Source organism: Mucilaginibacter sp. P4_D1 (assembly GCF_056401935.1).
This window is the reverse complement of record NZ_JBFUIJ010000010.1, coordinates 142,193-166,056: the sequence shown is the minus strand read 5'-3', so window position 1 is coordinate 166,056 and position 23,864 is coordinate 142,193. Positions and strand designations below refer to the sequence as shown.

Annotated in this window: 21 protein-coding genes; 10 read left to right on the top strand and 11 right to left on the bottom strand. The window is 43.4% G+C overall.

Going from position 1 to position 23,864, the window contains the following annotated elements:
* The first annotated feature begins 286 nt into the window (after positions 1–286).
* Positions 287–2,761: an endopeptidase La gene (gene lon, locus AC1DV1_RS12080; RefSeq protein ID WP_477359271.1), complete on the top strand. Its 2,475-nt coding sequence runs from the start codon at positions 287–289 to the stop codon at positions 2,759–2,761.
* 235 nt (positions 2,762–2,996) lie between these two features.
* The gene (locus AC1DV1_RS12075; protein WP_477359268.1) at positions 2,997–3,602 is read left to right on the top strand and encodes a hypothetical protein; all 606 of its coding nucleotides are present in this window, start codon (positions 2,997–2,999) and stop codon (positions 3,600–3,602) included.
* Between the two features lie 476 nt (positions 3,603–4,078).
* On the opposite strand, the gene hisS is transcribed toward AC1DV1_RS12075, so the two are convergent.
* Positions 4,079–5,452 (bottom strand): histidine--tRNA ligase, encoded by a 1,374-nt coding sequence (gene hisS / locus AC1DV1_RS12070; RefSeq protein ID WP_477359265.1) that lies wholly within the window; start codon positions 5,450–5,452, stop codon positions 4,079–4,081.
* A gap of 430 nt (positions 5,453–5,882) precedes the next feature.
* On the opposite strand from hisS, the gene AC1DV1_RS12065 reads away from it, so the two are divergent.
* A complete protein-coding gene (locus AC1DV1_RS12065; protein ID WP_477359262.1) occupies positions 5,883–6,392 on the top strand; it encodes a GNAT family N-acetyltransferase in 510 nt (169 codons plus the stop codon).
* A gap of 667 nt (positions 6,393–7,059) precedes the next feature.
* Here AC1DV1_RS12065 and AC1DV1_RS12060 read toward each other — a convergent pair.
* From AC1DV1_RS12060 to AC1DV1_RS12040, 5 genes are all read right to left on the bottom strand, one after another.
* Positions 7,060–7,503 (bottom strand): low molecular weight protein-tyrosine-phosphatase, encoded by a 444-nt coding sequence (locus AC1DV1_RS12060; protein WP_477359259.1) that lies wholly within the window; start codon positions 7,501–7,503, stop codon positions 7,060–7,062.
* A gap of 98 nt (positions 7,504–7,601) precedes the next feature.
* The gene (locus AC1DV1_RS12055) at positions 7,602–8,396 is read right to left on the bottom strand and encodes a S1/P1 nuclease (protein WP_477359256.1); all 795 of its coding nucleotides are present in this window, start codon (positions 8,394–8,396) and stop codon (positions 7,602–7,604) included.
* Positions 8,396–8,824 (bottom strand): hypothetical protein, encoded by a 429-nt coding sequence (locus tag AC1DV1_RS12050; RefSeq protein ID WP_477359253.1) that lies wholly within the window; start codon positions 8,822–8,824, stop codon positions 8,396–8,398. The genes AC1DV1_RS12055 and AC1DV1_RS12050 overlap by 1 nt, the downstream gene beginning before the upstream one ends.
* Before the next feature lie 227 nt (positions 8,825–9,051).
* On the bottom strand, positions 9,052–10,446 hold the full coding sequence (fumC, locus tag AC1DV1_RS12045; protein ID WP_477359250.1) for a class II fumarate hydratase: 1,395 nt from the start codon (positions 10,444–10,446) through the stop codon (positions 9,052–9,054).
* Positions 10,447–10,634: 188 nt separating this feature from the next.
* Positions 10,635–11,417 carry a LytR/AlgR family response regulator transcription factor gene (locus AC1DV1_RS12040; protein ID WP_477359246.1) on the bottom strand — a complete coding sequence of 261 codons (783 nt, stop codon included), beginning with the start codon at positions 11,415–11,417 and terminating at the stop codon, positions 10,635–10,637.
* Between the two features lie 202 nt (positions 11,418–11,619).
* Between AC1DV1_RS12040 and AC1DV1_RS12035 the strand changes: the two genes are divergently transcribed.
* A complete protein-coding gene (locus AC1DV1_RS12035) occupies positions 11,620–13,476 on the top strand; it encodes an alpha-amylase family glycosyl hydrolase (RefSeq protein ID WP_477359242.1) in 1,857 nt (618 codons plus the stop codon).
* Positions 13,477–13,660: 184 nt separating this feature from the next.
* Positions 13,661–14,878 (top strand): CehA/McbA family metallohydrolase, encoded by a 1,218-nt coding sequence (locus AC1DV1_RS12030; RefSeq protein ID WP_477359239.1) that lies wholly within the window; start codon positions 13,661–13,663, stop codon positions 14,876–14,878.
* A gap of 75 nt (positions 14,879–14,953) precedes the next feature.
* Here AC1DV1_RS12030 and AC1DV1_RS12025 read toward each other — a convergent pair whose 3' ends face one another.
* Genes AC1DV1_RS12025 through AC1DV1_RS12015 form a run of 3 tightly spaced genes read right to left on the bottom strand, consistent with a single transcriptional unit; the run spans position 14,954 to position 17,314 of the window.
* Entirely contained in the window at positions 14,954–15,247 is a 294-nt protein-coding gene (locus AC1DV1_RS12025) for a hypothetical protein (RefSeq protein WP_477359236.1), read from the bottom strand.
* Between the two features lie 2 nt (positions 15,248–15,249).
* On the bottom strand, positions 15,250–16,272 hold the full coding sequence (locus AC1DV1_RS12020; RefSeq protein ID WP_477359233.1) for a tetratricopeptide repeat protein: 1,023 nt from the start codon (positions 16,270–16,272) through the stop codon (positions 15,250–15,252).
* A 40-nt stretch (positions 16,273–16,312) separates the two neighbouring features.
* Entirely contained in the window at positions 16,313–17,314 is a 1,002-nt protein-coding gene (locus AC1DV1_RS12015) for a tetratricopeptide repeat protein (RefSeq protein ID WP_477359230.1), read from the bottom strand.
* A 111-nt stretch (positions 17,315–17,425) separates the two neighbouring features.
* Between AC1DV1_RS12015 and AC1DV1_RS12010 the strand changes: the two genes are divergently transcribed.
* The 5 genes from AC1DV1_RS12010 to AC1DV1_RS11990 all read left to right on the top strand — a co-directional run bounded on the left by AC1DV1_RS12010 (position 17,426) and on the right by AC1DV1_RS11990 (position 21,559).
* A complete protein-coding gene (locus AC1DV1_RS12010) occupies positions 17,426–18,643 on the top strand; it encodes a serine hydrolase domain-containing protein (RefSeq protein WP_477359227.1) in 1,218 nt (405 codons plus the stop codon).
* A gap of 154 nt (positions 18,644–18,797) precedes the next feature.
* Complete coding sequence (locus tag AC1DV1_RS12005) at positions 18,798–19,112, top strand: YbaB/EbfC family nucleoid-associated protein (RefSeq protein WP_147052802.1); 315 nt, start codon at positions 18,798–18,800, stop codon at positions 19,110–19,112.
* A 104-nt stretch (positions 19,113–19,216) separates the two neighbouring features.
* On the top strand, positions 19,217–19,897 hold the full coding sequence (locus AC1DV1_RS12000) for a metal-dependent hydrolase (protein WP_477359224.1): 681 nt from the start codon (positions 19,217–19,219) through the stop codon (positions 19,895–19,897).
* 111 nt (positions 19,898–20,008) lie between these two features.
* Positions 20,009–21,028, top strand: a complete 1,020-nt coding sequence (locus AC1DV1_RS11995; RefSeq protein WP_477359221.1) for a Gfo/Idh/MocA family oxidoreductase — start codon at positions 20,009–20,011, stop codon at positions 21,026–21,028.
* A gap of 42 nt (positions 21,029–21,070) precedes the next feature.
* A complete protein-coding gene (locus AC1DV1_RS11990) occupies positions 21,071–21,559 on the top strand; it encodes a TlpA family protein disulfide reductase (protein WP_477359218.1) in 489 nt (162 codons plus the stop codon).
* A 215-nt stretch (positions 21,560–21,774) separates the two neighbouring features.
* Here AC1DV1_RS11990 and AC1DV1_RS11985 read toward each other — a convergent pair whose 3' ends face one another.
* Both AC1DV1_RS11985 and AC1DV1_RS11980 read right to left on the bottom strand, forming a co-directional pair.
* Positions 21,775–22,755 carry a transglutaminase family protein gene (locus AC1DV1_RS11985; RefSeq protein WP_477359215.1) on the bottom strand — a complete coding sequence of 327 codons (981 nt, stop codon included), beginning with the start codon at positions 22,753–22,755 and terminating at the stop codon, positions 21,775–21,777.
* Positions 22,756–22,868: 113 nt separating this feature from the next.
* On the bottom strand, positions 22,869–23,804 hold the full coding sequence (locus tag AC1DV1_RS11980; protein WP_147052910.1) for an alpha-E domain-containing protein: 936 nt from the start codon (positions 23,802–23,804) through the stop codon (positions 22,869–22,871).
* Positions 23,805–23,864: the final 60 nt, after the last annotated feature.

Sequence of the window (23,864 nt, the reverse complement as noted above, 5' to 3'; positions counted from 1 at the left end):
AAATAATTACATCGGGCAGCTCAATCGGGAAAGCGATACTATGACTTTTTTTCATCTTTAACAACAAAATCATGTTTATTTAAAAAATTGGTGTTAAATTTACAATTACCACATAATCAAAACATTACAGCACCAAATCAATTGTTATTTGTTATTAACATAACTTGGCACAGCTCTTGAAACATAATGCAGCACAGGTTTTAACCATCAATTACCTGTATATTACAAGCCCTGCAATTTTATGGGCTGACAACATGACGTTATTTTCTACACAAAAAATATATTAATGAGTTTCGATCCATTCGATTTTAAAAACGCTTTACCTGTTATAAACGAAGACTCGGAGTTTTTTCCTCTAATGTCTACCGAAGACGAGGAGGAAATGAACAACGAGCAATTGCCTGATATACTGGCTATTTTGCCGCTGCGCAATACGGTGCTGTTCCCGGGGGTTGTAATCCCGATAACCGTTGGCCGCGACAAATCAATCAAACTTATTCGTGATGCCAATAAAGGCAACCGGATGATTGGGGTGGTTGCGCAACAGGATGTGGGTATTGAAGACCCCAATTTTAGCCAGTTAAACAAAGTAGGTACCATTGCGCTCATCATCAAAATGYTGCAAATGCCCGATGGTAACACCACCGTTATTCTGCAGGGTAAAAAACGTTTTGTTTTAAAGGATGAGGTTCAGTCAGAACCTTATATTAAAGCAACCGTTGAGCCTTTTCACGAAACCAAAATAAAAGAGGACAAAGAGTTTAAAGCCATGGTATCGTCTATAAAAGACATGGCCATGAATATTATCCAGCTATCGCCTAATATCCCCAGCGAAGCCGGCATTGCTATCCGTAATATTGAAAGCACTTCATTTTTGATCAACTTTATATCATCAAACATGAATGCCGATATGGCGGCCAAGCAACGCCTGCTGGAGGTTGCCAGTTTGCGCGAAAGGATTAACCTGGTACTGGAACACCTTACACTTGATTTGCAGATGCTGGAGTTAAAAAACCAGATTCAAAGCAAAGTACGTGTTGATTTGGATAAACAGCAACGCGATTATTTTTTAAATCAACAGCTTAAAACTATACAGGAAGAGTTGGGCGGTAATTCCCCTGATTTAGAGATAGACAGTTTACGCCAGCGTGCCGTTAAAAAGAAATGGGCTAAAGAGGTTAAAGACCATTTTACCAAAGAGTTGGAAAAACTTGCCCGTACCAACCCTGCCGCGGCAGATTACTCGGTACAAATAAACTACCTGGAGTTATTGCTTGATTTGCCCTGGAACGAGTTTACTAAAGATAACTTCGACCTGAAACGCGCTCAAAAGGTTTTGGATAAAGATCATTTCGGTTTGGATAAGGTTAAACAACGCATTATTGAATACCTGGCCGTGCTTAAGTTAAAGCGCGATATGAAAGCGCCGATCCTTTGCCTGGTTGGCCCTCCCGGAGTTGGTAAAACCTCGCTGGGTAAATCTATCGCCAAGGCTTTGGGCCGCAAATATGTGCGCATGGCTTTGGGCGGTATCCGCGACGAAGCCGAGATTCGTGGCCACCGTAAAACTTATATTGGCGCCATGCCGGGCCGCATTATCCAATCGGTAAAAAAAGCAGGCGCAGCAAATCCTGTTTTTATTTTAGACGAGATTGATAAAGTAGGAAACGATTTTCGCGGAGATCCTTCTTCGGCTTTATTAGAAGTGCTTGACCCCGAACAGAACAGCACTTTTTATGATCACTACGTAGAGATGGATTTCGATCTTTCAAATGTAATGTTCATTGCAACTGCCAACTCCCTGAGCAGTATCCAGCCTGCGCTATTAGACAGGATGGAGATTATTGAGGTGAACGGCTACACCATTGAAGAAAAAATAGAAATTGCAAAACAACACCTTGTACCCAAACAGCGCGAGGCACATGGCTTAAAATTAAAAGACATTGCGCTTAAAAGCGAGATCCTCGAAAAAATCATTGTTGATTATACCCGTGAATCGGGCGTACGTGCGCTGGAGAAAAAGATTGGTTCGGTAGTGCGTGGTATTGCCAAAAACATCGCCCTGGAAGAGCCTTACAGTCCCGCTGTAAATAAAAAAGACATCGAAAAAATATTGGGCGCGCCAATATTTGACAAAGACCTTTACGAAGGCAACGATGTAGCCGGCGTTGTAACAGGCCTGGCCTGGACATCGGTAGGCGGCGACATTCTGTTCATCGAAGCAAGCTTAAGTCCCGGTAAAGGCCGTTTAACGCTTACCGGCAGCCTGGGCGATGTGATGAAAGAATCGGTAACCATTGCCCTGGCATATTTAAGGGCACATGCCGGTTATTTTGACATCAACCCAAAACTTTTTGACCTTTGGGATGTGCATGTGCACGTGCCGGCAGGTGCTACGCCTAAGGATGGCCCATCGGCAGGTATAACGATGCTTACAGCCCTGGTTTCGGCGTTTACGCAACGTAAAGTAAAACCCAACCTGGCCATGACAGGCGAGATAACCTTACGCGGCCGAGTTTTGGCCGTTGGCGGCATCAGGGAAAAAATACTGGCGGCAAAGCGCGCTAATATTAAAGAGATCATCCTTTGTAAATCAAACCAGAAAGATATCCTGGAAATTAAAGAAGATTATATAAAAGATTTAAATTTTCATTATGTAACCGATATGCGCGATGTGATTAAGCTTGCGTTACTGGAAGAAAAAGTAACCGAACCGCTTGACCTTACGATTAAGGAAGAAAGCAAGCCGGTTTTAAATTAAAACAAAAATTACAAAAAAAGGCGCCTGATATGGCGTCTTTTTTTGTTTGTATAAGCTATACATTGTTAAAATCAATTAAATAGGCCCGGCTGATGTTTATTTTAATCGTGATTTATTTAACTGATAATCAAACCAACACCACTGCCTAAACCGGCAAACCATCATTTTTGAAACCTTTTATTGCCCGTAAGCGTAATACAACATGAATTGTATATTAATTCTACTTACCTAAAGAATGAAGAAATTTTTTACTCTTAACGGAATAATTCTGACTCTGCTCCTATTGTCCGGCCTTGGGGCATCAGCACAAATTGTTGAGCCTAATATGACGGATACTGTTAAAAAATCGCATCCAACAGGCACCAAAAAGATTGTTATAGATACCACCAAGGTTGATTCAACCAGTTCTGAACCGGAAGGCGACCGTGCCCAAACCGCTTTTTTTGAGGTTGGCGGGCCTGGCCTGGCACTAACAGTAAATTACGATATGCGCTTTGGCCACAGGCGCAACGGCCTGGGCTTTAGAGTTGGTGCCGGTTACTTTGCTACCGATGGCAATAACGTTTTTTCGGTACCGATACAAATCAATTACCTGTTTGGAAAAGGTAACAGCCTGATTGAACTCGGCGGCGGTACTACCTTTTTAAACTCGCACGGTAACAGCAATGGCAAAACCTTCATTTTCGACAGGGTTACAGGCTTTATTGGCACCGCAACAATAGGCTACCGCTACCAACCCCAGGAACGGGGCATCAACCTGCGAATAGGGTTTGTACCTATATTTTACGACGAGGGCATTATTGCAGCCGGCGGCATTAGCGTAGGCTACACCTTTAAATAAATTTTTCAGGGCAACGTCAAAAATATCATCCAGATTATTTCAGGATCCCGCAGGACAGCAGACATACTGCCCAAATTTGCATATAGATCAGCAAGTAGGATACCGGAAACACGTCATCCATGATATATTCTATTTTCCTTTCATCCTGAGTATTAAAATCCGAGCAATTCTGAAGGAGGGATGACATCATAAAATAGGCTGTCATGCTGAGCCCCGTCGAAGCATAGTGGGCAAAGGCCTCTCCGTGCGACCCTTCGACAGGCTGCCATTGATACATTTGTAACTTACTGATTATCAATTAAAAAAAAACATCATTTGCAACGCGATCATTGTGCACAAATAAAGGTTACTCAGGATGACAGTGTTTTATTTTTGAATATCAACCCGTTCAGAAGCCGCGAATTTTACTACTGAGCATAAAAAATCTGGAAGGAATGCCATTATCCAAACCCGTAAGGAATGCAGACAGTAGTTATTTACCTCGCAATCCTGCTAACAATCTCTTCCGCAGTTAATTTCTCCTGCACACCGCTGGCCATATCTTTGAAAGTTAATAAACCGCTTTGCATTTCATCGCCACCGATAACTACAGTGTAGGGGATATTTTTATTATTGGCATAATCCAGCTGTTTCTTGATTTTGGCGCCGGCCGGGTAAAGTTCCGTGTTAACATTTTGGCGACGCAATTGCTGCAATAATGGCAATGCGTAGGTTTCGCCCTCCTTATCAAAGTTACATATCAGCACCTGGGTGCTTTGGTTGGCCGCGGTTGGGAAAAGATTTAGCTCTTCCAAGACATCATAAATTCTGTCGGCACCAAAGGAGATACCTACGCCGGTAAGGCCTTTGAGGCCAAACATACCGGTAAGGTCATCGTACCGGCCGCCGCCGCCGATGCTGCCCATGGCTGCCTCGTTTGTTTTTACCTCAAATATGGCCCCTGTGTAATAATTTAGGCCACGGGCAAGGGTTATATCCAGTTCAAGTGTTGCGGTTTGCAGCGGGCAGCTTTCAATGTATTTAAAAACAATTTCTATCTCGTCGCAACCTTTAAGGCCCATCTCTGACTGGGCCAGTGCCTCGCGCAGGCTTTGTAGCTTTTCAGTGTTTGAACCCTCCAGCAAAATAACCGGTTTTATTTTTTCGATGTCGGCTTCGGTAAAGCCACGGTCTATCAATTCTTTGGTTACGCCATCCAGGCCTATTTTGTCCAGCTTGTCGATGGCAACGGTAAGGTCAATAATGTTGTCGGCCTTATCAATGATCTGGGCTATCCCGGTCAGGATTTTGCGGTTGTTGATCTTGATGGTAAAATCTTTAAGTCCTAATTTGCCTAAAGCTTCGTCATATATCAGTATAAACTCTGCCTCGTTCAGCAAAGAATCTGAGCCAACCACATCAGCATCGCACTGGTAAAATTCGCGATAGCGGCCACGCTGTGGCCTGTCGGCACGCCAAACGGGTTGAACCTGGAAGCGTTTGAACGGGAAGGTGATCTCGTTCTGGTGCATTACAACGTAACGTGCGAAGGGCACGGTTAAATCGTAGCGGAGGGCTTTTTCAGAGATATCTGAGGCCACCGCATTCGAGTTAAGCACCGCCAGCTTTTCGGGATTTACTTTGGCCAGGTAATCGCCGCTATTCAATACTTTAAAAATCAGTTTATCTCCCTCTTCACCATATTTGCCCAACAACGTGGATGAATTTTCCATCGTAGGGGTTTCTATCTGCTGATAGCCGTATTTACGGAACACGCTTTTAATAGTATCGAAAATGTAGTTACGCTTCACCATTTCAACAGGTGAAAAATCGCGGGTGCCTTTTGGTACGGATGGTTTGATGGATGCCATGCGGCAAATGTACAAAAAAGCAAATTATACGTTTTGCAAAGTTGGATGTAGGCACGCGGTTACAGGCTGCCCACAAAAACGAAAAAATAGCCCTTTGAATGCCATTGAATTTTCAACTGCTGGCAACACCTTTTGAATGCGTTTAACCAGTAAAAACAACAGATTTTGTGTTAACCATGAAAAAAGCACAAACAATTGATTATCAAGTATTTATTATATAATATTTCTAAAAAGTGTTAAGTTATGTTAACCCAGTTTGAATATATGGATACTACGTTGGGCACCGCGATTGAAGACGCACGATCGTAACCCTTAAACCTGTGCAATACCTGATCGAATATTCAGACAAACGATCCCGAACCTTTTATATGACACTCTTTTTACCATCCGCAATGCCAACCAATGCCCAATTACCATATTTTTGAAGGCCATGAACATTATCACACAAACACCCCGCTTGCTGATCCGCGAATTTACTGCTGCCGACGAAGCCTTATCCCTTGTTATGGACGAGGATGAACGCCTTACGCAATACGTAAAGAAGCGCACCCCGGCCGAAAGCAAGCAGGTGTTTAAGGATACCCTAAAGGATTACAAAAACAAAACCGGCCTGGGCCGCTGGGGAATTTTCAACGTAGCCGATAATGATTTCATTGGCGTATGCATGCTAAAACCCAGCGAATCGGAAGGTGATAAAATTGAATTGGGCTACCGCCTGCATTTCAAATACTGGGGACAAGGCATTGCCACTGAACTTTCAAAAGCTTTAATTGACTACGGTTTCAATAAAGTTGGATTGACTGAAATTGCAGCCGTTACCCATCCCCAAAACGCGGCTTCACAAAAGGTTTTGTTAAAAGCCGGCATGCAACGTTTTGGTGAGGCTTTTTGGTATGGAGAGGATTTGCCGTTTTTTAGGGTGAGAAAAGGCGCGATTTAATTACTACATTGCTTTAGGGAGTACAACGAGATTTTTTTGTAATAATTGACATCGGCCCGCTAATTCGCCGCGGGAGGGCTTGTTACTTTGTCTTGATACAAAGTAACCGAGACCGAGCATAGCGAGATAATGAGCACCAAAAAAAAACAAATAATAAGCGAATAAATCAAGTCAGCAGAAATGCTTCTTTGCGCTCAAGGCCTTTGCCCGGCAAAACGGCCAAAACCTGGGCTGGAATTATTTTGCCCTCACCCACATAGACCCACACACGTGCAGAAACTTCCTATGCCCTGCAGCCGCACGGCCCCGCATTGTTTTGACCGTTTTCACCCGAAGCTGTTCTGCTGACACATTGGGGAACACGAAAACTAAATAATAGGGAAAAGCCGCAGTTAAGTTTCGTGAATTCGAAAAATTACGAACAGATAAACGACGAGACGATGTACAGCTAAATTCTGTTTATTCTTTAATTCTAAAAATTCAGGTTCAGACAAACGCGATAGGGATTGACGCGGATACCGGCCAATGTGGCTAAGGCCTGTGCAGTATGAGCAAAGAGCCCGGGCAGAAGGCATCGCCATGGGATAAGTCAAAAGTCAGAAGTCGGCAGTCGAAAGTCGGCAGTCAAAAAATTGGGAACAACGAATTAATAATCAGCAACGATGCCTTAATTTTTCCCCGTCAACTCCCTTATAATATCCTTACAGCCACCTTCTATCAATTCAAACACCGGCTCAAACTGGGTATCGTCGTGGTATGGGTCGGGTACAATTTTATCGCCTAAAAGGAGCTTTACTTTTTGCGCATGTTCATCGTTACGGGCCATGTTCAGGATGTCGCTGAGGTTATATTTATCCATCACGAAGATATGATCAAACTCGTCAAAATCGCTTTGCCTGAACAGGCGGCAAATTTGGTTGCTGATATCAATGCCGTGGTTTCGGGCCGCGCGGGTCGACCGCCTGTCGGGTCCCTCGCCTACGTGCCAATTACCGGTACCTGCCGAATCTACCTGCCAGCCCAAATCCTGCTCATCGCTCAGGTGCTGCATTATCCCCTCGGCCAGCGGCGAACGGCAGATGTTACCGAGGCATACCATTAGTATTTTCATTCTCTTTAAGGTAAAGGGTGAAAGGTAAAAGGCGAAAGGTTTTTTGGATCGGGCTGCCTAACCTTTTGCCTTTAACCTTTTACCTTTCGCCTCCAAAATCAACCAAACAACTGATTCAACACACCGGCCAGGCGGATGCCGGCTTTAAGGAGTTGTTGGTTCAGGGCGGCTATGTGGTTAAAATTGTATTTGTAAGTAAGGTTATCGCCTGGTTTAATGTCGGCGTAAAACTTTTCGGCCAGTTGGTTGCTTTCAAACAGCCATTGGCTTATGGGGTCTTTTTGCAGGGCTACGCGCTGGGCGGGGGTGCTGTAATTTATCCAGGTGGCATATTCAGTATAGCTCAATTGCTGGTTATCTATCAGCTGGCTATCCCAAACCGAGTGCAGGTTGCTGTCCTTGCCAAACCATTGTACTTTAAAGTCGTTACCGCCTTTGTCGCTGGTGTGGCCGGTGTGAAATGGCTGGTGCACATCCTCAACAATATGAATCAGCATGCGCAGGTAAAGCAGTTTGTTGGCTTTGGTTGTGCTTTTATTTTTAAGGCCGGCTATCAAAAAATTCATTTTGGTATAGGCATCCGTAGCTGTGTCGGCCTTTAAATAGGTTTGTAATTCGGGGTAGGTATAAGCTTTATCCAAATCAATAAAATGCCAGTTGTACAGGTAGCCATACGCAGGATCGGATTTAATAAAATCGGCCCAGTTGCTGGTAATCGCTATCGATTCGTCGCCTAAAATGGCCTGTATGGCTTTGCGTGCCTTGGGCGTTAAATAGCTATCGGCTATCTGGCCGCAAATGCGGTGGCCATTGGTACCCCATGCCATACTTTGCACCGGGATGTAGCATATGGCTACAAAAAAAACGATTTTTTTTAAGATTGATGTTTTCATTATAGTGGTTTTGGGATGCAGCTTGCTCGTTTAACCAAACGCGCCTGTATAGGGATTACGTTTGATGTGCTTGTAAATTGAATGAGCGAATCTGTAGGTTGTTTTACTTTAAAAAACTCCTCATAATCGCCCCAGCGGAAACACGTTTTCTCGTCTTTGTAACTCAGGTTGGCGTTGCAAAATTCGCCTTTAAGATGCAGGGTATCCTGCTTTTGCGAATAGGTGCCGCGAATGTACTCGTCCCAATGGCCTTTATTCATACAGGTATCTGCGCCGTAGTTTACCTTGCTTACGGTACTTATCTTCATCACAAACGAATCGCAGCTAAATTTAATGTGGTATAGCGAATAGGTAACTAAACGCTTCTCTGCCGGAACCGAATCCTGCTTCCACTCGCCCTGCAAATAAGTTAATCCTGGCTTTTGCATGTTAGGGTTCATACTACATGAGCCAAAAGCGAAAAGCAGAAAGCAGAAAGCGAAGAAGAAAAAAGCTTTTTTGCTGAAAGTTGAAGGCTGAAATCGAAAGGCCTGTTTTGGGGTAAAAGCTGGAAGTTGAAAGCTAAAAAAACGGTTTGGCATATTTGAACTTGCTATTCAAAAGCAGTAAATCAAAAGCCCCTCTCCTGAAGGAGAGGGGTTTGGGGTGAGGCTTCTTATAAGCTACCTATCATATTTTCGGGTATAACCCATTGGTCAAACTGCTCGTTGGTTAACAGGCCCAGGCCAATAGCGGCTTCGCGCAGGGATTTGTTTTCCTTTAACGCGGTTTTGGCAATTTTGGCAGCATTTTCATAACCAATGTGCGGGTTAAGCGCGGTAACCAGCATCAGCGAGTTTTCGAGGTGTTTTTTGATACCGGCATAATTTGGCTCGATACCTACAGCGCAATGATCATTGAACGACACGCAGGCATCGCCAATTAACCTTGCCGACTGCAGGAAGTTGGCAGCCATAACCGGTTTAAAAACGTTCAGTTCGTAATGACCGTTTGAGCCGCCGATAGAAATGGTTACATCGTTACCCATTACCTGCGCTGCTACCATGGTAACGGCTTCGTTTTGGGTTGGGTTAACCTTGCCCGGCATAATGGATGAACCCGGCTCATTATCGGGGATATGGATCTCGCCAATGCCCGAACGCGGACCGGAAGCCAGCATTCTGATATCGTTGGCTATTTTCATTAACGATACGGCTATTTGTTTAAGCGCGCCATGGCTCTCTACAATAGCATCGTGTGCAGCCAGGGCCTCAAATTTATTTTCGGCAGTGATAAAGGGCAGGCCGGTAAATTGGGCAATGTATTCGGCCACTTTAACATCATAACCTTTTGGGGTATTGATGCCGGTACCTACTGCCGTACCGCCAAGGGCAAGCTCGGACAGGTGATCAAGTGTGTTACGCAGGGCTTTAAGGCCGTGGTTTAGTTGTGATACATAGCCAGAAAACTCCTGACCTAACGTAAGCGGCGTAGCATCCATCAGGTGGGTGCGGCCAATTTTTACTACCGATTTAAAAGCCTCTACTTTTAATTGCAGGGTATCGCGCAGTTTTTCAACACCGGGAATGGTTACATCCATCAGTATTTTATATGCCGCAATGTGCATGGCAGTTGGGTAGGTATCGTTTGATGATTGCGATTTGTTTACATCATCATTTGGATGGATGAACGTTTTACCTTCGCCCAGTTTGTTGCCTTGCAATACGTGGGCGCGGTTGGCCACAACCTCGTTCACATTCATGTTTGATTGTGTGCCCGAGCCTGTTTGCCAGATAACCAGTGGAAATTCTGTTGCCAGCGAGCCTGTCAAAATCTCGTCGCAAACCTGTGCTATCAGGTCGCGCTTTTCGGCAGATAGTACACCTAAGTCGGTATTGGTATAAGCGGCAGCTTTTTTCAGATAGGCAAACGCGTCGATGATCTCTTTGGGCATAGATGCCTCCGGACCAATTTTAAAGTTGTTGCGTGATCTTTCCGTTTGTGCTCCCCAGTATTTATCGGCAGGTACCTGTACCTCGCCCATTGTATCGTGTTCGGTCCTAAAACTCATGATGTTAAATTTTGCAGGGGCAAAGTTATGTTTTTATCTGATGCGGGAGATGGGGAAATGGTAATCTTTTTGTGATGGAGGGGCAACATCGGTGGTTGACGTATAGACCGCCGGCTCTGTTTTAATTTCAATTATTTTATCAAGTGACGCTACTGCCCCATCAGGTCGATTTTACAATCATGTTACTATTACGATAAGATCTCCCGAACCTTAGAAATATAGGACCTGCCAATTGGAATCTCTTTATCTCCTATAGTTATCTCGCTGTTGTTATGACTTTCAATCTTATTTAAAGCAACAATAAACGACCGATGTACCCTTGCAAATAGTACTCCCGGCAATTTATCTTCCAGTTCTGATATGGATGAGTAGGTTTTATAGGTTGCGGTTAAGGTAAAAATAACAAGGTAGTTGCCCTGTGCTTCAACATAGCATATATCGTTAAATTTAATCTTTACCATCCGGCGTTCGCATTTAACCGAAAGAAAGGCATCTTCATCACCAGGAACTATCAACACATGCTCAATGGTGTCTTTTTCAACCGCAATTTGCAGAGCCTTTACTTTTTCTGAATGTAATAGCTGGTATAATTTAACGCAAAAAGGTACAGCGAGCACAAACTGAAGCTTAATACAATTATATAAAAAGGGGCCAATACTCAATAGAGGCTCTTTTGTCCAGGCGGTCAAAAAATATTTTAGAATAACGTAATTATCTATCAGACGTAACAACAGTGCGAATACCGCCATTAACAAAACATACACCACTATAAAACGGATAATTTTTTGCCGGAAAAGCAAATCTGCCATCAACGTTTCTACAACTATGGCAACAAAAAAAACCTTGGGGGTTAAACTAAAGAACTCGTTTCTAAAAACGGTAAAGAAGTCGCCGGCCGAAAGCCCCTGCAGAATTGTAAACAGCAATAAGTAGCCAACCCAGTACAGGGTATACAATTCTATCCTCTTCAATTTCCTTTTACCTATTAAGCGTGGCACGTTTTAAAAGTAATAAAATTAGCAGGGCCACCATAAAAGTATTGCGCATTTACTTTAAAACTATCCGGCCTTAACTGTCGTTCGCCCTCCTTTTTCCGCTGTCTGCATCAAAAATTGGTGTATTTCAGCTCAACATTTACTTTGCCCTTCCAATTAATAATCTCATTAAATCATCATGAAGAAAAATCTTTTAACCTTATTATTTATTACCATACTCGGATATTTAAATCTGTATGGGCAGCAAACCAACATCTACCCTACCAATTGGTGGGTTGGCATGAAAATGAACCATGTTCAATTATTAATCAGAAGCGAAAACAAAACTTTATCTCAGCAAAAAATCAAAATCAATTACCCTGGTATCACCGTACTCCAAACTCATCATTTCCCCAACCTAAAATATACGGCCGTTGATATCTCTATCAGCCCTGCCGCAAAGCCGGGATTGGTAAAAATCGTTTTTGGAGATGGTGTTAATTCTTCGATATTACCATGGCCGTTATTAGCAAAACCCCTGGGCAACGGCAGTAGCTATGCGCAGGGGGTAACTTCGGCTGACTTTATAGATCTGCTGCTGACAGACCGGTTTAGTAATGGCGATACAAAAAATGACAGAATAACCGGAATGAGGGATCAGTCGCTGAACCGCGATTCGATGTACTTAAGACACGGCGGCGACTTTCAGGGTATATTAAATCATATCGACTATTTTAAAAGCCTTGGCGTAACCGCTTTATGGCTTACGCCGGTAATGGAAAATAACATGCCCAACCGCACCGAACACGGTTATGCCATTACCGATCATTATAAAATTGATCCCCGCTATGGAAGCGACTCTCTTTATGCACAATTAAGCAATACGCTGCATAAAAACGGGATGAAACTGATCATGGATGTGGTATACAACCATACCGGCCTTTACCATTTTTTGGAGCAGGATCCTCCGGCAAAAGACTGGATGCACCGTTGGCCCCAATTTACCCAAACGAATTACAGGGAACAAACCCAGTTTGATCCGTACGCGGCACCATCAGATAAAAAGAAAATGACAGATGGCTGGTTTACCGCCGAAATGCCGGATGTTAATCACTCTAACCCATTTATGGCAAACTATATGATCCAAAATATCATCTGGTATGTGCAAAAGTTTGGAATCGACGGGATAAGGATAGATACCTATACCTACAACGACATGGATTTTGCTAACCTGTGCAATCAAGCCATTATGGACGAATTTCCTAAGCTTACTTTATTTGGCGAAACAAGGGTATTTGGCGTTGCCAATCAATCGTATTTTAATCAGAACAATTTCAATTTACCTTTCAAAAGTAATTTGCAAGGCTCGGTGGATTTTCAATGCCTGTATTTTGGCATTATCCCGGCGCTGATGCAGCCATTTGATTGGACTGATGGAGTTAATAAATTGTATTATACCTTAAGCAGCGATTTTTTAAATAAAGATGCAACCCATAATGTGCTTTTGCTGGATAACCATGATGAGCCCCGTTTTTTTTCGGTTGTCGGCGAGGATGTTGAAAAGCAGAAAATTGGCTATGAATGGTTATTAACGTGCAGGGGTGTTCCGCAGTTATACTACGGATCGGAAGTGCTTTTAAAAGGCTTTACCAACCCCGATGGTTTGGTGAGAGCTGATTTTCCTGGTGGATGGACCACGGATAAAAAAAACGCATTTACCGGCGAAGGTCTTACCGCCGATGAACTCGCCGTTCAAAATATTGTTAAAAAACTGGGCACTTTCCGGAAAACCTCATCAGCATTAAAAACCGGAAAAATGATGCACTATATACCGGTTAACGGACTATATGTCTATTTCAGATATGATACCAAACAAACGATAATGTGTATTATGAACACTGCAAAAAAGGAAAACACAATTGATTTTGGCAAATATATTGAAAGGACAGCAGGGTTTACCAAAGCCCAAAATGTAATAACCGGCAACTTGCTAAACACAACCGAAAAAACTACCATACCTGCAATGCGTATGTGGATTTTAGAGTTGAGTAATTAGTTTGATTTTAGCAGGTGCCAGGCACCTGCTAACACTTTCGGGTAAATCGTTAAACTTAGTGCAGTTTATAACCCTTAAAAAAAATAGCATTGTCACAATCTTATTCATTTTGCGGGCGCTAACATTGAGTTAATATGCGTGGGGTAGTTTGCCGCCCAAACATACTACCCTTTAATCATTTGATATGACTTTTAACAATTACAAAAAAACGACGCTGGTAAATACTTTGCTGCTTATCATCGGCACATTTGCCTGCACTGCAGCATTAGCCCAGGCACCCCACATCAACCCCTGGGCAGCAACCGAAGTTGGCCAGCTGCCGCCAATTGCCAGCCTGAGCAAGGGCGTTTGGCTCAAGGGCGAACTGCATGTGCACTCGCGGCATAGTACCGAATCGTCCAATAACCCCATCGCCAAAATCATTGCCTTTTCTAAATCGGCGGGGATTGATTTTGTAGCCATTACCGACCACGACAACCATGTAAACGGCGACGTAGCCCACCACACCTGGGCCGACCCTGAATTTAAATCAGACTCGGTGCTGCTGCTTTACAGCGCCGAGTGGACAACAACCCGTGGCCATGGTAATGCCTTCTCTGCCGTGCCTTATGATCATCAAAAGCTATATGACGTGCGCGATCAGCGCGATGTGGTGGTAGGCGCCGTAAAAAAACAGTTGGGCATCCACCTATCGGCCAACCACCCAAGCGGGAAAGATCATTTCGGGTATTCGTACGATATAGTTAATTCAATCGAGGTGTGGAACTCGGCTATCTGGTCGAAAAATGCCAATGCCATCATGATCTGGGACGACATGCTGTCATCCGGCCGCAAGCTTACCGGCCGCGGCGGCAGCGATGCCCACCATGGCGTTCCTGATTCGCCGGATAAGGAAACCAAAAACAGCTACCAGGCCAAGGCCAACTATGTGGGCACTCCGACCACATGGGTATTTGCCACGGCACGCGCCACGCAGGCGGTTATTGACGCCCTTAACAACGGGCGGGTGTGCATTAGCCAGAACCCGTATGCCCCACGTGTTGAGTTTTATGCCGATATAAACCAGGATGATAAAATGGATATGATGATGGGCGATAATGCCAAAGCCACAGGCAAACCAGTAAAATTCCGCGTTCAGCTAAGCGGCAAAGTGCCAGCCAATGGAGAGTACACTATTAACATCATAAAAAACGGCAATCCCTTTGGCAGCTTTAAAACCACGGGTAAAACGCCGGCGATTGAGTTTACAGATTCGCCTGCAACCGTTGAGCGCAGCTATTACCGCGTAGAAGTACAAGGCACACCTACACCCTACCCGCAGGTTCCCGGATCAGTGGCCCTGAGCGGTAATATGGTTGGCTTATCAAACCCGATATTCTTTAATTTTGATCCTAATTTTTGATGGGAAAAGCGGGTCTGTGATAAATATGCCTGCATATGGTGTAAAAACAAACTTACACCATGTGCAGGCATTATGCTATTTTGTGTAATAAGCCCTGCCATTAAATGCGGGCTCTTTTTCATTCACTATCAAAACAAGTATTAACAGTACAAAACTTGTTATAGCAGCTATCTTACAAAAAACAATGGTGTGCAATATGCTTATTTGCTCTTCATCCAACCCGGCAAAAGCATCATTACCCTTAAGCTGAAAATCCTGTACCTGGTATTTGTAACTCACCATGTTGTTTACCCAACCATAGGCAAAAAACAAGGTCAATACCGCAAGCACAATCAGCGTTACCGAAAGCATCCGTTGGCTTATCCTCATTATCAAAACTCCCTTTTTGTAGCTGTTACCCAGGCATCCAAGGCTGATAGTTTGGCGTTGTTATCTTTAAACCATTGCAGGTTTTCTTCCTGGTTTGCACCCAGGCTAATCAGGCGGGCAAAGGCGGGCATATTATCCGTCTCGGAAAGTTTTTTAAAATAATCACCCAGGAAGTTCTTATAAAAAGGGTCGCCTTTCTTGTCTTCAAAAGTATTGGCAATACTAAAAATCGCCTTGAGCTGCAGGGTAAGAGAATCAGTTTTAGTTAGATCTTTTTTGCCCGATGTGGCGTTAACTATAGCCATCGGCATCAGTAAATTGGCGCCGCTTAAATCATCAGTTGATATATTAATGGTCACGTTTTTTTCGCCCGTTTGCTTTACACCATAATTGATGATATACTGAACATACCGGTATGCCTCGGCCGACCTTTTGGTTTGTGGTTCAAGCATTAAAAAACTAGACCATGCCAAAAGTGACACCCCGCGTTTGTTTTCATAAAAAGTAGCCATAGCATAAGCGCGCTGGCTGCTGGCATGCTTTGGATCGAGCTTAATAGCCTCCACCGCATAATTTTCGGATTCGGCGTATTTTTTTTGACGCAGACAGGTTATCGCCAGGTTATAATGCAGCCGCTGATATTGCGGATCGACGGCTATCCCTTTTTTATAATATTCGATAGCCTTATCGGGCTGCTTGTCATCGTCATAAATGCTGCCCAACATATCATAAGCGCCACCGGATTTTGGATCTAAAGCGAGCAACTTTTCGAGGTAAGCTATAGCCTCCTTTCCCCGGCCCGAACTAAAAAGGCTGTAACTAATTTCGTGGTAGGCACTTGAATATTCAGGATCTATTTTTAAAGCCTCTTTATACTTGGCAATGGCTTCATCGTATTTGCCGGCATCGTGCAGGGCAATGCCCTCCTTTAACAAAGCTTTGGCATTGTCCTTAGTCTGTCCGAAAGCCACCGGCGCGTAAGCAATAAATAAAATAATCAAAAGGAATTTGTGATAGGTTTTCATGCCTAAATTTAGGAAGCAGTTTTAATTAAAAAAAGGATTTTTAAAATTTTCTTTCCGTCGCCGCAACCCAAGTATCCAGCGCTTTACGCTTATCCTCATTTTTCTGCAGCCACTGTTTGTTAGCTTCCTTATCTGCGCTTAAACCCATCAGCCTTGCAAACGCGGGCATATTGGTGGTTTTACTAAGGCTGTAAAAAAAATCCGCATAGTAATGTCTGAAAAAATCATTCCCTACCTGCTTTTCGGCCAATTGCCCAATTGTTTCAAAAATCGACTTTAGCTGATTTTCCAATACATCGGCAGGGGTTAAACCTGGTTTTGCTTTTGCAATGGCAGCATTCAAGGCCCTGTTCAAGGCTATGGTTGATGCCTCCGCTTTGGCATCTTCTGTTTTAAGCGTGCCGCCTTTTAAAATGCTTTGCATATTGGTATAGGCCTCATCGCTGCGCGGGCCTTCGGGTTCCATGAGTAAATAGCTGCAAAAGCCCATCAGCGCTGCTGCCCTTTTATTTTGATGAAAAGTTACCAGGCCGAACAGCCGCTGGCTGTTGGCATGTTTGGGGTCGAGTTTAATAGCCTCTATGGCCGCCTGCTCGGCTTCGGCGAATTGTTTGGCGCGGAAATAGGCTATGCCAAGGTTAAAATACAAAGGCTGGTAGTCGGGCTTTATTTTCAGGCCTTCTTTATAAGCATCAATGGCTTGTTGGGGTTGGTGGCTGCTGTCATAAATACCACCTAACAGTTCAAATGCCGGGCCGGTAAAATTGGAGTTGGTTTTGGTTACTTTAACCAGGTAGGGGATTCCGTCGGTACCCTTACCCGATGCATTCAAGCTGAATGCTATCTGATAATTGGCCTGTGCATTATCAGGTTCGGTTGTTAAAGCCAGTTTATATTTTTCGATAGCACCGGCATAATCATGCTGATTATTGAGCTGGATGCCTTGTTTTATCAACCCCGCAACATCGGTATCCTGGGCCTGAACAGCAACCGAAAATAGTAAAACGGACATCAACAGGCTGAGTTTTTTAACAATATTCATACATTAAACATACAAAGAGTATGAACTAAACGAAAAAAATAAAAACTTTAATGTTAACCTGCTGTATAATTTCTAATTTTCGCATTCGTTTTAAGTGTGAGATTCTGATCTATGAAGTTATTGTACAAGAGTACCCTTTCGTTCGCGTCCTTACTGCTGATTTTAACAGCCTGTTCGTCAAAAAATAAAGATAAAGCGCAAAGCGCCGCCGGCCCTGCCACCGCCAAACCACTGGATACGGTTACCTTGCTGGCCTACAACTCCAAAAACGCCGATAAAAAAATAGATGCGGTAATGCAGGAGTTGCACCGTACCCGCGCATTTAACGGCAATGTGCTGGTAGCCAAAAAAGGAAAAATCATTTACGAAAATGCTATTGGCTGGGCCGACTACCTGCACCGCGACAGCCTGCAAATAGGCTCGCAGTTTGAACTGGCCTCGGTTACCAAAACCATGACCTCAACAGCCATTTTGATGCTGATGGAACGCGGTAAGCTGAAACTGGATGATGATGTAAAAAAGTTTTTTCCGGATTTTCCGTACGATGGTGTTACCATTCGTTTGCTGCTTACGCACCGCTCGGGTATGATGAATTATGTGTATTTTATTGACGATATATACCGAAGCCAGCATCTGAATCAAAGGAAAGGCCTTACTAATATGGATGCAATGAAAATGATTGCCGATTATAAACCGCATCCATTCAATGTACCCAACAAGCGCTTTTTATACAATAATTCGAACTTCATGGTGCTGGGCTCTATTATCGAAAAAGTGAGCGGCGTATCATATGCCCAGTTTATGAAAGATAATGTATTTAAGCCGGCCAGTATGCTGCACACTGCGGTTTACTCCAAAGCGGTTTATGATAAAATACCGGTACACGTAGTTGGACACGACCGTGGCCAGTGGAGGTATTCGGTGGCCCAAAACTTTTTAGATGGGCCTGTTGGCGATAAAGGTATATATAGTACTGTTAAAGATCTTTTCCTGTTTGACAGGGCGCTGCGTGCCGGCATATTGCTGAAACAAGCCACGCTCGATTCGGCCTACGTGCCGCGTAATCCTATGCTGCACGGCCACTTTAGCTATGGTTACGGCTGGCGCACCTTTACGGCGCCAGGCCAGCAGGTTATTTACCATACCGGCTGGTGGCATGGTTTCAGGCACATTTACCTGCGCGATATGAAAAACGATATTACTATTGTTTTGTTATCAAACTTAGCCAATGGCAGCCTGCTAAAACTTGATGACCTGTTTAAAGCCGCCGGCATGCCTATTGTACGTAAAAGCGCGTACAACGGTAATGGTGATACGAGTGATGATTGATGAGTTGTGAGTTGTGAGTTGTGTAAAGCAACTTAGTATCAAACCTTTTGGTTTTGAATTGTAAAATTTAAGTATTAGTAATATTAATAATTATCATCTGCATATTTGCACATCTGTAATCTGCACATTTGCATATCTGCACATCTATAAAGTTATGTTTGATAAAATAATGGAAGCCCAGCAAAAGGCTGGCGAATCGAAAAAACGCCTGGATGCCATTACGGTAACTGGCAGCGCCGAGGGCGGCAAAATTGTGGTAACGGCCAATGCCAACAAAGTGGTAAAATCAATCAATATCAACCCCGATTTTTTGGCTGATGCCGACAAGGAAGAACTGGAAGAGTTATTGGTTGTAGCTTTTAACAAAGCCATGGAACAAGCCGATAACGTAAGCCAGGCCGAAATGGCTGCCATGACCAAAGATATGTTTGGCGGAATGCCGGGTTTAGGAAACTTGTTTGGAAAATAGTTCTGAGCCTTGAATTCTGAGTTTTAAGTTTTTTCTTATTAACTCAAACTGCCGACTCATTATTTAACTCAACACTCATCACTTAAAACTCAAAACTAATAAAAATGAAAACTACCTTTTACGGACAATCAACTGTCGGGATAGAATTGAGTACCGGCACCAAACTTTTGTTCGACCCATTTATAACATACAACCCATTGGCCAAGGATGTTGATTTGCAAAGCCTGAAACCAGATTATATCCTGGTATCACACGGACATGGCGATCATGTTGCCGACCTGATAGAGGTGCAAAAAAACAGTGGCGCCAAAGTTATCTGCATCGCCGAAATTGCCAACTGGCTTAACGGCAAAGGTATTGACAACGTACATGGCATGAATATAGGCGGTGGTTTTAACTTTGATTTTGGCCGGGTTAAAATGGTGAACGCGGTACATTCCAGCACTATGCCTGATGGCGCCGCAGGTGGCAACCCCGCAGGTTTTTTGTTAACCATCGACGGTAAAAAAATCTATTTTGCGGGTGATACAGCACTTACTTACGATATGAAGCTGCTGGAAGATGAAAACCTTGACTGGGCTTACTTCCCCATCGGCGATAACTACACCATGGGCGCCGACGATGCTATTAAAGCTGCAGGTTTTATTAACTGTAAAAACATCATAGGTATTCATTACGATTCTTTTGATGTTATTAAAATTGATAAAGACGAGGTAAGAGAAAAATTCATCAAAGCCGGGTTAAATTTAAAGTTGCCGGCTATTGGCGAAACTGTTGATTTGTAGGTAAACGAGCTTTCTTTATTTATGTCATTGAACACCAACTTTGTCAATCTTAAATAAACGTCTCACAAATAATCTTATTTTTACCCTATAACTAAAGGCAAATAAATATCAATGTCAACAAAACCAATAGTAACCGGGCTTATGGCCTATGGTATGTCGGGCCGTATTTTTCATGCGCCGTTTTTATCAACCAATCCTGGCTTTACATTTAAAGCAGTTGTAGAACGCCATGAAAAAAAGGCGGGTAAAGTATATCCTGATGTAGTTAGCTACAATACTGTAGATGAACTGCTAAATGATGACGAACTTGAGTTGATTATTGTTAATACGCCAAACAACACCCACTTTGACTATGCCACGCGTGCATTAAATGCTGGCAAACATGTGCTGATAGAAAAACCGGCAGCGGTTACTTCGGCCGAAGTGAAGGCGCTATTTGATTTGGGCAGGCAGCTTGGTTTAAAAGTAATGATTTACCACAACCGCAGGTATGATAGTGGTTTCATCTCCGTAAAAAAGGTGATTGAAAGTGGTCGCCTGGGCGAGCTGATAGAGGTACATTTCAGGCTCGACAGGTATCGTATGCCTATCGGTGTAAAACAATTCAAAGAGACTAAAGACACGCCCGGTAATGGCTTAACTTACGATTTGGGGGCACACCTGGTTGACAACGCCATTAGTATTTTTGGCCGGCCGTTGAGTTACGTAAAAACAACGGCCATACACCGGCCCGGATCGCAGGTAGATGATTATTTTCACATTCACCTAAGCTATCCCAATCAATTAAACGTTTATCTAACGTCGGGCCTGTTGATTGCCGAACATTTGCCGGGCTTTGTTGTACATGGCACATTGGGCAGTTTTGTAAAGTTGCGTACCGATGTACAGGAGGCACAACTTGACGCCGGAATAATGCCCGATGCAGCAGGTTTTGGTGTTGAACCCGAAGGTAGCGAGGGTAAACTGGTGTTGATGGGACTTGATAATGAGAAAACAGTAGAATGGGTTCCGTCAGACAAAGGTAATTATAATGGTTTATTTGATGCCGTGTATCATACAATACGCGAAAATGCGTTATTCCCGGTAACCGAAGAAGATATAGCCTGGCAGATAGAATTGCTGGAAAGCTAAAAATATCGTAACTATGCTTTAATGAAAATTTATATCAACATAATGAAAAGAATATGTTTGTTGCTTTGCCTTATTGTGGCGGCCGGCTGCAGCCAGGCGCAAACCATGCCTGCCAATAGCAAAATTGCACCATACCACATATTAACTACCGACAGCGTTTACGTAACGCCTGCCGACCTGAAAAAGAACAGGCCGGTGATGGTGATTTATTTCTCGCCGGATTGCAGCCACTGCCAGCACCTGATGTATGATTTAAAACCCGAACTGGATAAGCTAAAAGGGGTACAAATTGTAATGATCACTTTTGTGAACCAGCTAAAGGCCATACAGGTATTTCAGCGCGATTTTGATTTGGCTAAGTATCACAATATTATTATAGGTACCGAGGGGTATACTTACGTAGTGCAACGCTATTACCATGTGCAAACCACGCCATACATTGCCATTTATGATAAAAACGGAAAACTTGCCCAGGCTTATGATAAGGTGCCCAAAATTCCCGTGCTGATGGATGCCATTAAGAAGGTGTGAAATTAGATGTGCAAATATGCAAAATTTCAGATGTGCAGATGATTTTTTGATTTGGGAGATTTCAATATATCTAAAAATCTGATGCAAATAACAAAGCCTTGCGGTGTTAAACTCGTAAGGCTTTGTTGTTTTTAATGACATTGGTATAATTAAAATCAAAACATCTATCAAACGCTACCAGCATCTGCACATCTGAAATCTGCATATCTGCACATCTACTGTTGTTGTTGTTGCTGCTGCTGAATAATCTCCATGTGCCTTTGATAGCTGTTTTTAGCTGTGTTATCGGTGGCACGATGCTCTATGGCATTATCGTGATGGGCTTTATCATCAATACTTGTAAAAGTACTCTCGTCATCATCCACACTAACCGCTACTTCCAGTTTATGGCCGGATGTGCCTTTGTAAACGCCCTTTACCGGCGAGCAATCTGAAAAATTACGACCAACGGCCAAACGCACATGGGTTTCATTGGCAATGCAATTATTGGTAGGGTCGATACCCAGCCAGCCATAATCCGGGATGTAGGCTTCGGCCCAGGCATGGGTGGCACCTTCGCCGCGCATAGTGCTGCTATTGGTACAAATATAACCGCTTACGTAGCGCGCAGGTATCTTTAGCAGGCGCAGCATCACCATTAAAATGTGCGCAAAATCCTGGCAAACACCGGCTTTTAGTTTCCAAACCTCGTCAAGCGTAGTTTCAACGGTGGTTACTCCCTTAATATATTCAAAGTTTTGATATACATAGCCACAAAAGCGCAGCGCTATCTGGAATGGTGTATCATCGTAAGCGCGTTCCTGGTCTACAATAACCTGTAGTTCAGGCAAGCCTTCAAAATATTCTTGTTTCAAAAAGTCGATATAAGGCACCATGTACTGGATGTGTTTAAGATATTCCCACTGTTGGTCTGGGAAAATATCCGTAACGGGTAATGGCCGCTGCCTGGTGGTTACGCTTAATTTTGAATTGATAACCATTACCGAATGTGGCTCGCTATAGGTAAAGCTACCTATCTCATTGCCATAATAATCAATATGGGTATCTACCACCGGGTTGCCGGTTATATTAAGCTCATGGTGTGTTACATCCTGGTATTCGTCCTTAATAGGATAAAGTACAATCTGGTTGGCGCTATCGCGTACCATTCCTTCGTAACTATACTTAGTAATATGCTGTATCTTAAAGTCGGGCATGTTTTTTTGAATTAGTTAATTTGAGGATTTGAAAATTTGAAAATGCCATGTCGGCCTATCCAATCAAATCGCTCTTTCATTCATCTTCAAATTCTCAAATCTTCAAATCAAGATTATGAGTTTGCAAAGTAATATTCGTTTAATGAGTTACCAATGCCATAAAGTTCTTTCCTGGTTTGTGTTAAAAATAAATGCAGCCCTTCATCACGGATGCTCTTTACCGAACTGTACTTAATCCGGCTTTGCAACCTGCCTATCTGGAATGACATCTCGCGGAAGGTATCTACGTTACTGTCATTTTTCAACCTGTCAAAATAACGGTGTATGTTATTTACCGAGTAGATAACCGAGCGGGGGAAATCGTTATTCAATGCTACCTGTTCCAAAACGTTTTCTGCCTCAAAACCCTCGCGGTAGGTTTTCAGATAAAGTTCATATCCGCCTAATGATAGTAAAAGATGTTTCCAATAGGTGGTGTCTGTCAGCAAATCGGGGTTATCGCTTACCGAGCTGAATTTGGTATCCAAGATATCTACCGACTGGATGGCCCGCTCCAGGTATTTGCCAATATTCATGAAGCTGCGGCCTTCGCCACGCTCCATCGTAATTTCTGCTGTACCGTAATAAAGCATTACCTGTTTTATCAATATATCAAGCACGCCAATAGGGTCCTCGCGCTGTAGGGAGCGCTCCAGGCGCGAATCTTTTACAGTATGGTAATACTCGTTAAGGCATTGCCAAAGATCCTTGGAGATATGCTCCTGCACGCCACGCGCGTTTTCCCTGGCCAGGGTTATAATGTTCAGTATCGAGTTAGGGTTGTTTTTACCCGTAACCATGTATTTTAAAACTGCCCGGCTGTCATTCTCCAGTTTTTCAATTTCCGTCTCTTTAATTCCGGCAAAAATCCTGATCACCGGTTCCCAGGTAAATTCCTGTACGGTATCCTGCGAAGAGGCATAATTAATTTTGAGCATCCGCAGCATACCATCGCTGCGCTCAATGTAACGGCTTAACCAATAAAAACTTGCTGCAACCCTGCTTAACATATTAGCTCTTTAAGCCCCCTACCCCCCTGAAGGGGGAACGATAAGGGGGATGTTTATTTA